The organism is Winogradskyella algicola (genome assembly GCF_005869935.1).
GTDB classification, from domain to species: Bacteria; Bacteroidota; Bacteroidia; order Flavobacteriales; family Flavobacteriaceae; genus Winogradskyella; species Winogradskyella algicola.
Genome location: NZ_SZQF01000003.1, coordinates 133,817 through 147,394 on the forward strand (window position 1 = coordinate 133,817; position 13,578 = coordinate 147,394).

Annotated in this window: 15 protein-coding genes; 3 read left to right on the plus strand and 12 right to left on the minus strand. The window is 34.0% G+C overall.

The annotated features are described in order from the left end of the window. Positions 1-2: 2 nt before the first annotated feature. The 5 genes from FC091_RS06695 to FC091_RS06715 form a co-directional block, all read right to left on the minus strand. Positions 3-833: a CvfB family protein gene (locus FC091_RS06695; protein ID WP_138433510.1), complete on the minus strand. Its 831-nt coding sequence runs from the start codon at positions 831-833 to the stop codon at positions 3-5. Between the two features lie 104 nt (positions 834-937). Continuing rightward, positions 938-1,276 carry a DUF2853 family protein gene (locus tag FC091_RS06700; RefSeq protein WP_138433511.1) on the minus strand — a complete coding sequence of 113 codons (339 nt, stop codon included), beginning with the start codon at positions 1,274-1,276 and terminating at the stop codon, positions 938-940. 106 nt (positions 1,277-1,382) lie between these two features. Further along, complete coding sequence (gene menD, locus FC091_RS06705; RefSeq protein WP_138433512.1) at positions 1,383-3,143, minus strand: 2-succinyl-5-enolpyruvyl-6-hydroxy-3-cyclohexene-1-carboxylate synthase; 1,761 nt, start codon at positions 3,141-3,143, stop codon at positions 1,383-1,385. 30 nt (positions 3,144-3,173) lie between these two features. Then, the gene (locus tag FC091_RS06710) at positions 3,174-4,289 is read right to left on the minus strand and encodes a chorismate-binding protein (RefSeq protein ID WP_138433513.1); all 1,116 of its coding nucleotides are present in this window, start codon (positions 4,287-4,289) and stop codon (positions 3,174-3,176) included. A 3-nt stretch (positions 4,290-4,292) separates the two neighbouring features. Continuing rightward, positions 4,293-4,718 (minus strand): PaaI family thioesterase, encoded by a 426-nt coding sequence (locus tag FC091_RS06715; RefSeq protein ID WP_138433514.1) that lies wholly within the window; start codon positions 4,716-4,718, stop codon positions 4,293-4,295. 53 nt (positions 4,719-4,771) lie between these two features. Here FC091_RS06715 and FC091_RS06720 point away from each other — a divergent pair, with 53 nt between their 5' ends. Next, positions 4,772-5,410, plus strand: coding sequence for an alpha/beta hydrolase (locus FC091_RS06720; RefSeq protein ID WP_138433515.1), 639 nt, complete (start codon positions 4,772-4,774; stop codon positions 5,408-5,410). Positions 5,411-5,543: 133 nt separating this feature from the next. On the opposite strand, the gene FC091_RS06725 is transcribed toward FC091_RS06720, so the two are convergent. The 4 genes from FC091_RS06725 to FC091_RS06740 form a co-directional block, all read right to left on the minus strand. Then, on the minus strand, positions 5,544-5,867 hold the full coding sequence (locus FC091_RS06725) for a YtxH domain-containing protein (protein ID WP_138433516.1): 324 nt from the start codon (positions 5,865-5,867) through the stop codon (positions 5,544-5,546). A 108-nt stretch (positions 5,868-5,975) separates the two neighbouring features. After that, positions 5,976-6,494, minus strand: a complete 519-nt coding sequence (locus FC091_RS06730; protein WP_246035809.1) for a RidA family protein — start codon at positions 6,492-6,494, stop codon at positions 5,976-5,978. 120 nt (positions 6,495-6,614) lie between these two features. Next, positions 6,615-7,787, minus strand: coding sequence for a hypothetical protein (locus tag FC091_RS06735; protein ID WP_138433517.1), 1,173 nt, complete (start codon positions 7,785-7,787; stop codon positions 6,615-6,617). 170 nt (positions 7,788-7,957) lie between these two features. Next, the gene (locus tag FC091_RS06740; protein WP_138433518.1) at positions 7,958-8,593 is read right to left on the minus strand and encodes a YiiX/YebB-like N1pC/P60 family cysteine hydrolase; all 636 of its coding nucleotides are present in this window, start codon (positions 8,591-8,593) and stop codon (positions 7,958-7,960) included. Positions 8,594-8,722: 129 nt separating this feature from the next. On the opposite strand from FC091_RS06740, the gene FC091_RS06745 reads away from it, so the two are divergent. Beyond that, positions 8,723-9,091: a hypothetical protein gene (locus FC091_RS06745; protein WP_138433519.1), complete on the plus strand. Its 369-nt coding sequence runs from the start codon at positions 8,723-8,725 to the stop codon at positions 9,089-9,091. A 90-nt stretch (positions 9,092-9,181) separates the two neighbouring features. Here the strand turns inward: FC091_RS06745 and FC091_RS06750 are convergent, their stop codons facing one another. Then, entirely contained in the window at positions 9,182-10,129 is a 948-nt protein-coding gene (locus tag FC091_RS06750; protein ID WP_138433520.1) for an NAD(P)H-dependent flavin oxidoreductase, read from the minus strand. A 50-nt stretch (positions 10,130-10,179) separates the two neighbouring features. Further along, a complete protein-coding gene (locus FC091_RS06755) occupies positions 10,180-11,409 on the minus strand; it encodes a class I SAM-dependent rRNA methyltransferase (RefSeq protein WP_138433521.1) in 1,230 nt (409 codons plus the stop codon). A 215-nt stretch (positions 11,410-11,624) separates the two neighbouring features. On the opposite strand from FC091_RS06755, the gene FC091_RS06760 reads away from it, so the two are divergent. After that, on the plus strand, positions 11,625-12,290 hold the full coding sequence (locus FC091_RS06760; protein WP_171032481.1) for a NeuD/PglB/VioB family sugar acetyltransferase: 666 nt from the start codon (positions 11,625-11,627) through the stop codon (positions 12,288-12,290). On the opposite strand, the gene FC091_RS06765 is transcribed toward FC091_RS06760, so the two are convergent. Continuing rightward, entirely contained in the window at positions 12,291-13,574 is a 1,284-nt protein-coding gene (locus tag FC091_RS06765; protein WP_138433523.1) for a phenylacetate--CoA ligase family protein, read from the minus strand. It lies immediately after the preceding gene. Positions 13,575-13,578: the final 4 nt, after the last annotated feature.

The following is a 13,578-nucleotide window of genomic DNA, read 5'->3' on the forward strand; positions in this document are numbered from 1 at the left end:
GCTTATTTTAAATAAATACCGTCATTCTTTATTTCTATTTGTCGCTCTTTATACAAAGATCCAATAGCTTTTTTAAAAGCCTTTTTACTCATCTGTAATTGCTCTTTTATATCTTCTGGACTCGATTTGTCGTGAAGAGGTAAAAAACCGCTATTATCTTTCAATTCATCAAGAATAAACTCAGCATTAGGCTCTATATTTCTATAACCTATTTGGCTAAGAGATATATCTAACTTATTATCGTCTCGTACTTTCTTAACGATGCCCTTAAGCCTGTCTCCTACACTTATATCTTTATAAATATCATCTTTAAACACTAAACCTAAATGCTTTTTGTTAACGATAACATTCATACCGATTTCTGAAGGATGAGATACAATTAAGTCAACCTCATCAAATTGTTTAACCGTAAGTTCTTTATTATCTAAAAAACGATTGGTTTTACTAGATGCTACTAAACGTTCTGTTTCTTCATCTAAGTAACAATACACCAAGTACCATCCACCTGCTTTCATTTTAAAAGCTTGTTCTTTGAATGGGCAGAACAATTCCTTTACCAAACCCCAATCTAAAAAAGCACCAAACTTAGTAACTTGGTTACAACGCAATAAAGCAAAATCTCCTTTTTTAATAAAAGGTTTATCAGTTGTGGCTACAGGTCGCTCTTCATTATCCAAATACACAAATACCTCTAGTTTATCACCAATTTCAAATGCATCTGGCACATATCTGTTTGGTAATAAGACTTCACCACCTTCACCATCACCAAGGAATAGACCTGGTTCAGTATCTCTCAGTATTTCTAATGTATTGTATTCTCCTAAATGTATCATTCTGCAAAGGTAGAAATAAGTTGCATGTGAAAAGTAGAAAGTTACAGAAATAAAAAAAGCCTTTCTCATTAGAAAGGCTTAAATATTTTATATTACAAGGTTTACTAGTAAACCGAAGCTTTGTTAAAATGAGTACATAATAAATAGTACACAACAGCTCTATACTTATTTCTGTTAGACTGACCGTATTTATCCATTACCGAAGCAATTGCACCGTCTAAATCATCGCTTTCGCTAAGACCTAATTTTTTAATTAAGTAATTGTTTTTTACGGTTTTTAACTCACTTTCATCAGAACCAGAAACTGTTGAAGAATCTGCATTGTAAATCGAAGGGCCTAAACCTACAGTAACTTTAGTTAGTAAATCCATATCTGGGTTAACACCACATTTGTCTTTTAAATCTGCTGCGTACTTTGCGATTAATTCGTCTCTTTTACTCATTTTTATATTTGTTATTAGGTTAAATAAATTATCTCACTAAAGGTAAGTATTTTTTAGACACCTAAAAAGCTGAGAAGTCACATCTTATTGATATTTAACGATTAAGTTACTTTATAAACTTAAAATAATTTAAAAGCACCTCATCATTAATTGTCGATGGAGTAAAAATTTCTAAAAGTTTTGGTTTTTTTGAAACATTGTAAAACTTATCCAATGCTTCATTTAAAGCGTTTTCATCTGTTGCTTTAGAATATTCAAAATCATACATCTCGCACAGTTGCTTGGCGGTTAAATGATGTTTGGTTTCAAAGTAAGTATCAAAATTTTCAGTATTCTTATGACCTGGTAAAATCCTAAAAATACCACCACCTTCATTATTTATAACAATGATTCTAAAGGTCTTTGGTATATAATTATTCCAAAGTGCATTACTATCATAGAAGAAACTTAAATCTCCCGTTACAAAGGTTGTACGTTGTTTATTTACTACTGCAGCACCAACTGCTGTACTCGTGCTACCATCTATACCACTTGTACCTCTATTGCAAAAAACAGTAATATCTTTTCTTAATTGAAATAATTGTGTGTAACGTATCGCAGAACTATTGCCGACTTGCAGTTGACTCTGCTTCGGAATACTTTTTAGCAACATATTAAAAACCGTAAAATCCGAATACGGAATAGTCTTTAAATAATCATCATGAAGCTTTCTTCGCTTTTGTCTCACTTTTAACCAATTGACCTTGTAATCACTTTTGGTATGATGTGTTACTTGTGGTAAAAAGGTTTTTAAAAATGTATTGGGAGTTAGTTTAATGTGTTTATCTAAACAGAAAAAAGTATCATTTGCATTAAATAAATCTACATGCCAATGATCTTCTGGCTTGTATTGTCTTAAAAAAGCTTTGATCTTTTTAGACACAATCATACTACCAAATGTTAAAAGGATATCTGGTTGTAATGATTGAAACGCTTCCTCATCGAGTGGAGCTATCATTTTATCAATTCCGGGAAAAAAATCAGGATGATGCAAATTTGAAGTGGTCTCCGTAAAAACCAAAACACTATCATCATCAGCTAACTCTTGTAGCCATTGCTCTTCTATAGAGTTTGGCTGTAATACACCTACCAGAATCATTTTTCGTTTTGCCGAATGCCAGACATCCAATAAGCTTTTTATTTCAAACTCGTCTATCTTCTCTGTTCGGTCGGCTATACTAAATGGTTTAGGATTTATGCTTAATTCATCTACTGTTTCATAAAGTGGTTCATCAAAAGGAATATTAATATGTACTGGACCTGACTTTAATCTTGCAACTGTTATGGCATCATGTACTTCAGATTCGTTATAGGTTTGAATGTCTTTTTGAAGACCCAGAAAGCGTTCAAGCTTATTCTCAATACTTCGCATTATTGGCAGCTCATCATCTGAAGATTTTTGCTCTTTGTCTTTTAAATCTAGTTTTAGGTTGGTACTATATAATACGTGCTCTCCGTAAACATTTTTCTGTTTTATGGTTTGTCCGTCACCTATATCTATTAAGTGTTTAGGTCTATCTGCCGACAACACTAATAATGGAATATTACTGTAATACGCCTCGGAGATAGCAGGATAATAATTAAGCAAAGCACTACCAGACGTACAAACCAAAGCTACAGGTTCTTGTATTTGCTGCGAAATACCAAGCGCAAAAAAAGCAGCACAACGTTCATCTACAATACTATAGCAGCTAAAAAATTCGTCGTGGGTAAAACCTATGGTTAATGGTGCGTTTCGGCTTCCTGGCGAAATAATTATATGCTTAACATTATGCGTTTTGCATAGTGTAACAACCGTTTGGGATAAGGGAATTTTAGAGTATTTCATCAAAAAACAAAGATAAGGATTCTCTTAGTTTTAACTTAAAACGTTAACGATTGTTTTAGTTTTATTTACGGTTTCTTCCCATTCGTTTTGCGGAACTGAATCCTTAGTAATACCACCACCTACATAAATTACTGCTTTTTTATCCTTTAATTGCATACAACGTAGGTTGACATAAAAATTAGAATGCTTTCTTACTACGGTATAAGCGTTATTCTCAACATTACGTCTGTTGGTATTTCTGGTTTTAGACGATTTTAAATTCAATTCGCCTAAAAACCCTGTGTAATACTCGCGTTTATAATTTTCATTTTTTAGAATAAACTGTCTGGATGTTTCCTTCGGAAAACCACAAACGGCTGGTGTAGGATGTAAGGCTTCTATAACAGATTTTAAGTTACTATCGCTTTTTATCTGACTATGTATGTATGTTTTAAGATGTAAGAGGTTTCCTGCTCTTACCGTTTCAACATCAGAAACTTTAATATCCTTGGTATGAGGTTCAATTTGCTGAACTATATAATCGGTTACAATTTGCTGCTCCTCATACTCTTTGTTTGTCCATGAGACGTCTTCTGTTTCTACATAAGGCTGTGTTCCTGCTAATGAAATTGTTGTGAGTTGTTTGCCTTCAACCTTGAACAATAACTCAGGTGTTGCACCTAACCATAAGCCTACTTTTGGATGATACCAACAATATACCATCGCATTTTTGTAGGTATTAAAAAGACGCTTAAAAATGGTAAGTGGATTTGTACTTTCTATATCTTTTTCAACCTTACGAGACAACACAACCTTAGACAACTCTCCTTGCTTTATAGCATCTATCCCTTTTGTAACAAGCTGCACATGCTGTTCCTCACCATAGTTCTCAATAGTTGTAGTTTTAAAATCTTCATCTAAATCTAAATTAGAGATTTCCAAAGTAAGATGTTCACAGTTTGCTTCAGGAAGTAATATGCTTTTGTCACTTAAATCAAAAGGTGCAAACACAAAACCGCTTTCTGTAAAGTCTGATGTGGTATACAGGGAATCGTCATTTTGTAACCAGCACTTAATGATAGAATTAATGGCTCTGCTGTATACAACAAAAGGTAGTTGGTTTTGGTATTGACGCTCTAAAGTTTCAAAAAAAGAATCTTGAGTCATCTATTACTTTTTAAGTGGTAATGAAATGGTAGATAAACGGCAAATGGAGATTAAATTATCCTGCTCGTCCGTAACTCTAATATCTAACAATTGAGTGGTACGACCCTTGTGTAAAAATGTGGCTTTAGCATACACATAACCTTCTCTCACGCTCTTTAAATGGTTAGCAGTAATCTCTAAACCTCTAACAAAATACTCTTCTAAATCTATAAATATATGCGATGCAAAACTCCCAACGCTCTCTGCCAAAGCAGCGGTTGCACCACCATGCAACACTCCATCTGGTTGATGTACTTTTGGAGTCACTGGCATTCTGGCAACCAAAAAATCTTCACCATAGTCTATCATCTCTATATCTAGCGTTTCCATTAAGGTGTTTTTACTAACAGCATTGGCCTTTGCTAGAATTTCCTCTTTAGATAGTTGCATAGAAAAATGTATTTTTAAAATCGATTACAAAAATACTGAAACTACCAAGAATAATGAATTCAGAAGAAAAAGAAATCACATATACAACCCGCAACTCCTACTCTACTCTAAACAGGCTTACCGAACACACTAAAAATGTGTGGTTTGTGTGTCATGGTATGGGTTACCTAAGCCGTTACTTTTTACGCTATTTTAAACACCTAAATGCTGAAGAAAACTATATTATAGCTCCTCAAGCACCTAGCAAATATTACATTCAACCAAAAATGCATGTTGGTGCCAATTGGTTAACAAGAGATAATACCGAAAGCGGCATGCATAACATTCTTAATTATTTTGATGCTGTTTTTGAAGCTGAAAATATTCCCGAGAATAAAAACCTTATTGTTTTGGGTTACTCACAAGGCGTGAGTGTGGCTATGCGTTATTTGGTTAAACGACAACTGCAATGTTCGCAATTGGTGCTACATTCTGGTGGCATTCCTAAGGAACTCACCGCTAAAGACTTTGAGTATCTTTCTAAAGACACCAAGGTAAAACTGATTTACGGGACCGAAGACGAATATTTAGATGCAGAACGAATAGCGCAAGAGTCGCAACGTGCGGAAGAACTCTTTAGTAAAAGGTTGAAGATTCTTCCTTTTGAAGGTAAGCATGTGGTTAATGTAGATTATATTAATGATTTGGTTTAGATTTAAAAAGAATCGTCATTACGAGGAACGTAATGACGTGGTAATCTCTTGAATAAAACTTCTTTTTATAAGATTGCCACACTACGCTGGCAATGACATAAAAAAAGCCACAACTACATTGTGGCTTCTATTACTAACTTGTTTGCTGTAAGGTCTTATTCTTTTCTTTAAGAATAGCCAATTGCTTTTCTAAAAAGGTAATGGCTTCTTCTGTTTTGTAACTGGCTTTAGAAGCAAAGTCTTTCATATCTTCTTTAAACTTGTCTTTACCAGATTTTGCTGCTTTAGACAAGTCGTCTTTTACTTCTGTAAAGTCATCTACTAGTTTGTCTTTTATCTCCTTGCCTTCTTTTTTAAGATGATCTCTCGTGGTACTGCCTTTATCTGGTGCTAACAATACACCGGCAGCTGCACCAATTAATGCTCCTAATACTAATACTCCTTTATACTGAATCATAATTTTTCTTTTTTAAGTTAAACCTCATTTTAATTATTGGTAGTAAAATCTTATGTTTTGTTACAAACAAATTCAGTGCCAAAGGTTTAAAGCTAAAAATTTGAAACGCTACTCCGATTTATGTACTTCCAATTCTATTTCTACCATAAACTCAGGAAGTGCCAATCCCTTTACTTCTAGCCAAGAACCTGTAGGAAAACCATTTTTGTATACTTCGGCTCTATAAGCAGAGTTTTCGAGCATTGATGCCATATCTGTTGTAAAAATATCTTCTTTAACGACATCATCAAAGGTACAGCCAAAGTGCTTTAATATTTTTTCTAAGTCGGCATAACAGTTTTTCATTTGTTGTTCTATGTCACCAACGGCTGTTGGGTTACCTTCGTCGTCCATACTAACCGCACCAGATATTTTAATCTCATTTCCAATTTTTACAGCATGCGAATAGCCATATGCTTTTTCTACGTCTGGTCGTAACATAAAATACTCAGGCTTTTCGGCTTTGATTGTAACTTCTTTTTCTACGTCTTTAATGTCTTCTTGAGGTTGTTGTTTGCAACTTTGAAGCCCTAGAACTAATGCAAAAAGCATTACGAACAAAATTTTTTGGTTGGTTAGTCGTCTCATAATTTTGATGGTTTAGTGATTAATTAATTTGGTTTCGTTCTATGGCATTTTTAGGGAGAGGATTTTCAAAAGTATACGGGAACAAGCAACTACTTGTAGTCTTTTTTGCCATTAGTAATCTTAATTCTTATTTGATTTTATTAATGACTTCATTGTTTTTTCGTCTTTGAATGAATAAATTCCTCCAGAATAATCTCCGTTTTTAAAAATTAATAACTCTGCCATTGTTCCTTCATGATTCCAAACGTAAAGAGTTCCCTCACCATTTTTTAAAGTACCTTTTTCCTGAGAATTTCCATCAGGATCATAATTCGATATAACTGTCCAAGGAAGTCCATCTTTGTAAATACGTTTAGACCATTCTTTTCCGTTTTCATAATAGAAAATAAATTCTCCATTAAATTTTGGTGCGAGTTCTAGTGTTTCTATAATTTGAGAAGAAGGAACAATTGCAGCAAATCCACCACCTAACGTACCATGAACTAACCCTATTACTTTTGACTGTAGTCTGACAGGTTTATCATCAATTTTAGGCATATTATCAGGTGTTTTCATTATTTCCATTACAGGACCTCCACTGAAACCACCAATGCTTGGGTCATCCATGATAATAAAAGGGTTAACTACACTATTATCAAATCGAGGAAAATAAACAATATCACTAGCTGAATGTGTATTTATAGTAATTGGTGAAATTGAAGAAGGTGTTAAGCCTAATCCAAGAGGAAAACCAAGAATAGTTAATTCATTAAACCTATTTGGTGCAATCAACTTTCTTTCAAGGAAATCATAGTCTATTGGGTTAACATCTTCTATAACCTCTTTAAATGTCCCTAAATGTAAAACAGCTATATCAGCAGTTTTGTGTCTAGTCCAATTCAATTGCTTAGGAAGTGTTTTGTCTTTTCTTAAATCTGAAATGATAAACTCTTTTTTTTGTCCATCCAAACCTTGGAATTTAATTGAGCTTGAACTATTCAATATTCTTGCTACATGCTCTGCTGTTACAAGGTATACATCAATACCTCTCATTATAAAAAAGCCACTGCCATTAGCAGGCTTTTTATTCTCAAATATTTCGCCCGTCCAAGGGTCTCTGTAGACTACCTCATATAATTTTCCATTTATCTTTTCAGTTTTAGATGATTTTTCACTTAAATATACTATGGAACTAAAGTAATCTCTTAATTCATCATCATTTACTCTGTATTGAGAATAGCAAATAGAATTAAAAAAAATTAAAGAGAAAAGAATTAACTTCTTGAAAGATTGACTATTATTTTTTAAAATCATTTTGTTTAAGTATTAATGACAACGTTAAGATATGCTTCAGTTTCAATGAAATAAATCGATTGATCCCAAAACAACACTTCGACTGCGCTCAGTGTGACAATTCATTACAAGTAAGCAAGTTAAGCTAAAAAACCAACAAGTCTATACGTAACTTTACGTAGTTTTAAACATTATTGTAAACGCTTTACAAACTCTAAAGTCTTAGAAGCTGCCATGCCATTTGGGTTGCAGCCTAACTTGCCCTCTGGTATTTCTATTCCTAACTCTTTATAGTGTGTTACCCAACCGTTGTGGAAGCTATCGGTTTCAGCATTTTTAAAGGTCATAGGTTCTAGGGTAAACACACCATCTTCTTTAAACAATTCGTAGATATACTCTGAGCAGTAATAGCCTTTGTCTTCTAAAATGTAGGTGACGTTATAAGGCTCACCAAGTAATGTTTTGGCTTTAGAAATGGCGTTTTTAACTTGTTGTTGAGTAATGTCTTTAATTCGGTAAATATCTGCTGTATAATTTGAAGAATCGTCTGGTTTTAAAAATAACTCTAAGGGCTCTTTTACTACACCTTTGCCTAAATCTGAGTGGTAAACAAAAACATTTTCATCCTCTACACTACAAATGCCCATGTGCGTATAGTTTGTAGCTTTTTCGGTTTGTGTTACCTCATTAATGGCTTCAGACAAATCACTTTGCGATGCACCTCTAAAGACAATATCACCAGATTTAATAGTGGTTGCTGTTGTGCAAGACATTATTAAAATTAGAACAATGAGTAATGCTGTTTTTGATAATATGCTAATCTTCAAACTTTTGCCAATTTACGTGTATAATACAACGAAATTAGAGCTTTTATCGTAAAAATATAAGTCCTGCCGAGAATTTTAAGCATTCCATAGCTAAACGGCTATTTTACGCTCAACCAATCTATTATACCTATGAAAACTATCGTTTTATGCTTTATGTTGTTCTGTTTTAGTGTCAGTTCAGCACAGATTACCTTAGAAGATGACGGCTTACATTTTGCAGTTGGTGCTGCTATCTCTAGCGGAACGTATGCTTATGTGTATTCTAAAACCCAAAATAAGAGTAAAGCCTTTTGGTTTAGTTTCGGTTTGTCGTCGTTAGCCGGTTTTGCAAAAGAATTCTACGACGGTAATATAATTTCAGGAAAATTTGACAATAGTGAAATGATCTCAACCATGCTGGGTGGACTTTCGGCGAGTTATACCTTTAATATTTTTACAGGTAAGCGCAAAAAGAAAAAACGAGAAGAAGAACTGGCTGTTTTACGTTATAAGCCTTAATATATTTTCATCAGATGTCAGTTCAAGTAAAACTCTAAACACATTTTATATCGAGAACTGTTGAGAAAAAATTAGACTAACTTCTGAAACTTAATTGACAAGCTTAGCTACAATAGCCTTTACTGGTAATATTTCTTTGGTATGCTCAATACTTGGTCCGGCAACCCAAACGGTTTTATAAGTGGCTTTTTTCGCAGCTTTTTCAGTAGCTTTCATACCTATTGAAAAACGAATCATTTTTACCCACTTCTTCAGCTTTCGATTTTTGTTAAGCAGGTTTTCTATCCAAGTAGCTTTAGTACCAATTTTTTGAACATAAGGTGTATTAATCACAGTACAAGGAGTACCTGAGATGCGCTCTGTCATTACAATATCTTCAGCACCATAATCTACACAAGCTTGCTTATACTCATCGGTAACTCCTGCTTCTTCTGATGCTATAAACGGACTACCAACCGATACTCCTGAAGCACCATAACTTAACATTTTGTCTATATCTGCTTTGCAACCTACTCCACCAGCAGAGATCACAGGAATAGATAATTCTTTGTTCAATAAACTCGTTAGCTCCTCTGGTGACATATTACCTCTATGACCACCAGCTTCGTTGTTTACAGCAATAGCAGCATCAGCCCCTAAACTTTCTACTTTTTTAGCAAACCTTAAATCGGTAACATCACAAAACACTTTAATTCCGGCTTTATGAGCTTGTTTTATGGTTTCTTCCGGACTTCCTAATGAGGTAATGATAAAATCGCAACCTTCTTCGCAAAGTACCTCAAGCTGCCCTTTGTATTTAATATTAGACTTGTTTACAATAAGGTTAAAACCAAACGAACCGCCTTCTACTTTATTTGCCTTTAACGCTTTAATGGCTGCTCTTAACTCTTCTAAGGTTCTGTAGTTGAGCGCAGGTATACAACCAGCTATACCAGCTTTCATGGCTTCTGTAACCATAGCAACATTAGACACCAAAAACATTGGTGCTTGTATTACAGGATATTTTATATTGAGTAGTTCGGTTAGTTTAGTTTGCATCTTAATTTAATTTATTCAAATATAAAAAATATTATGCATGCATAACACTTTTATTCTAAAAAGCGATAGTATCCGCATTTTAAGTAAGCACCTTCTGGAAAGGTAACAGGATGATCTACATCGTGCTTTGTCTTTAAAATGGTTTCAAACAATCGACCTTGAGCGTTTAAAGCATTTTGATTTAAATCGAAAAACGATTGTGCTGTAACTCTAGATGAGCACGAAGCCAGCACCAACAAACCTTGTTTTGCCGTTAGCTTTTCACCTAATTCTGCCAGCTGTTTATATTTCTTCTTTGCCAGTTCAATTTCACTTTGTTGCTTGGCAAAACTTGGTGGATCTATAACAACCACATCAAACGTCTTTTTTTGCTTAATGAGGGTTTCCATTTCCACGAATGCATCACCTGAAATCGTTTTATGCACACCAGAATAGTCGTTTAATTTTCCATTTTCTCGAGCAACATCAAGCGCTTGTTTACTAATATCTAAGCTGGTGACTTCAGTAGCGCCATTAGCTAGTGCATGTACCGAAAATCCGCCAGCATAAGAAAAGACATCGAGCATCGTTTTGCCTTTACTCCACTCACCAACGCGCTTTCTATTGTCTCTATGATCTAAAAAATAACCAGTTTTATGACCTTTTAAAACATTTGCGGAAAAATGTACTCCATGCTCTACAAACCTTACAACTTCATCTTCTAAGGTGCCATAAACCACTTCGCCATCTGTAAAATTATGATGATTACTATTTTCTAATTGTCTGCTTAGCCTTAACACTATGGTTTCAGCATTAGAGACCTTTTGAAGACTTTCTAAAATCCATTCTAAATATGGCAACCATATTTCGGAATACAGTTTTACAACCAAAACGGTATCGTAAACATCTGCTATTAGACCTGGAAATCCGTCATTTTCACCAAACAACAACCGATAGCTGTTGGTTTGGGTTTCAAGTAGTTCTTCACGCTTGTGATAAGCAGTTTCTATTTTTTGTTGAAAAAATTCAGAATTAATAACCGCTTTGGTCTGCGCGTTATGAATCATTTTAATGCGAATTGGCGATTTGGCATCATATAACCCAATGCCAATAACCTTATTTTTATTCTTGCTAAAAACAATGGCAAGATCGCCAGTTTTGGCATCGTCATTTATCTTAACAATACTGTTAGAAAATACCCAAGGATGACCTTTTACAACAGATTGTTCACCTTTTGAATTGAGCTTTACAGCTAAGTTTTTAGGTTTTATTTCTACTGAAAAGGATCTATTAAACGCCATAAAATGAATAAATCTGAAATTTTGAATTCTAAGAATTTACCACAAAAATAGCTCTAAATAGCACAAGATTTTCACATTTAATGGATGAAATTACGCTGTTTAGCGTGATTACTGCTGTATTTAGCAATGATTGGATATATTCGAACCGTAACCAAATCTACTTTGACAATTCGATTGTTGACCCTAGACCAATTAATTTGTCAAAACCTAATAAAATGAAAAATATAGTAATTTATGGTGCTTCTGGCCATGCTAAAATGATTGTAGATATTATTCTGAAGAATAATGATTACAACCTCATCGGTTTTATAGATTCTTATAAACCCCTAAATTCTACAGTATATGGCCATAAAGTCATTGGAAATTTAGACTCGCTTTCTGTATTAGTTAAAAAATTTAATATCAAAGGTGTTGTCATAGGAATTGGTGACAATGATTTAAGATTAAATATTTATGAGAGCATCAAAAAAATAGCACCAAGTATTGAGTTTGTGCCTATTGTTCATCCAAGTGCAATTTTAGCAGAGGATATATTAGTGCCAGAAGGTGCTGTTTTAATGGCTGGTACAATTGTAAATGCTAATGCCAAGCTTGGTAAGTTCTGTCTTTTGAATACGAAAGCATCATTGGGACACGATTCTGTAATGTCTGATTTTTCTAGCTTATCTTCTGGAGTTACTATTGCTGGGAATGTTAACATTGGATTTTGCTCATCTGTATGTTTAAGCGCATCAGTGAGCCAAGGTGTTACAATTGGAGATTATACAGTTATTGGTGGTGCTTCTTTGGTTTTAAAATCTATTGGAGATTTTAAATTAGCTTATGGTGTGCCTATCCATACCGAAAAGGATAGAAGTTTAGACTTAATGCATACTGCCTAATTACTTGTAGTACTCGTTTACTACTTCGCGTCGTTTACCAGATGATAAAAGCGGAATTTCGTTTACATAGTTAATCTTTATAACAGCAGCATCACCAAAATGAGCTTTAAAATCTGTGATGATTTTGGCTTCATCAACTTTAGTATCTGTGTTGAGATTGATGTGATACTCAGTCTTCGTTTTTTGAATGAGTTGAAACTGTCTAAACTTACCATAATCCATTAACCGCAATGACAAGTGTGATGGAATTAAATTGCCTTTAGTATCGTAAAGCTGATCTACTTTTCTACCTGAAATATTAGTAAAGTATTGTATTCCATTTTCTTCTTCCATAATACCAATATCACCTGTATCGTAACGCAACAAAGGTGTTGCAAAATTATATAGATCTGTAAGCACTATTCGTCCTGGTTGGCCATTTGACACCGAAGCGTCTGAATCTAACTCTAAAACTTCCATAACGTAACTAGAATCATTAATTCTGAAGCGTTGGTCGTTAGGACTAACTTGTTGTGCCATGATACCTGTTTCGTTATTGGAATAACGCGACAAAGGTGTTACACCAAAATAGTGTTTTGTCTGATTTCTGGTATAATCATTTAAGGCTTCAGACATGGTGATTATGGACTTGGTCTTAAATTGAATTGGGTTGTGCTCTAACCTATCTATGTACTTACAAATCTTTTCTAAAGCTGTTGGATAAGTCAAAAAACTAATCTCTTCATTTCGTTTATTCAATTTTAAAATCAGCTGCTCTATACCTTTATCTGAAAGATTGAGAATGTTCCATGGCATAAAGTTTTTTAATAAAAAATTGAATCGCAATTTGCTATCAATACGCTTTGGCCAAATTCTGATAAAGGCTAAAAAATCACCTACTTCATAACCCGATTTCTTTGAAAAGTAAATATTATCAACCTGAACTTTATAAACCTTTTCAGGATTTTGATAAAGACTAAAAGGTGAACCTGTTGAACCACTTGTTGAAGCTATTTTACATGCTTTCTTTTTAAATTTTGAAGAAAAGAAGGCATCGGAGTCTTCTCTGATGATATTCTTATTGATTATAGGAAAATCTTGAAGGGTTTCAAACTCTTTATTTTTGTAAAATGATGTGGTCTGTTTTGCATGTGCAATCAACTTATTCAATTGTTTTGCATTTTCAGCTTTAGACCATTCTCGATTCTCTGCCTCTAAAATTGCGTGAGTTTGAGTACACAACTGCTTTAAAGGCTGACCTTTAATTTTATCAAGAAACCAAAAAATGTTTCGTCTTAAATTCAATAGA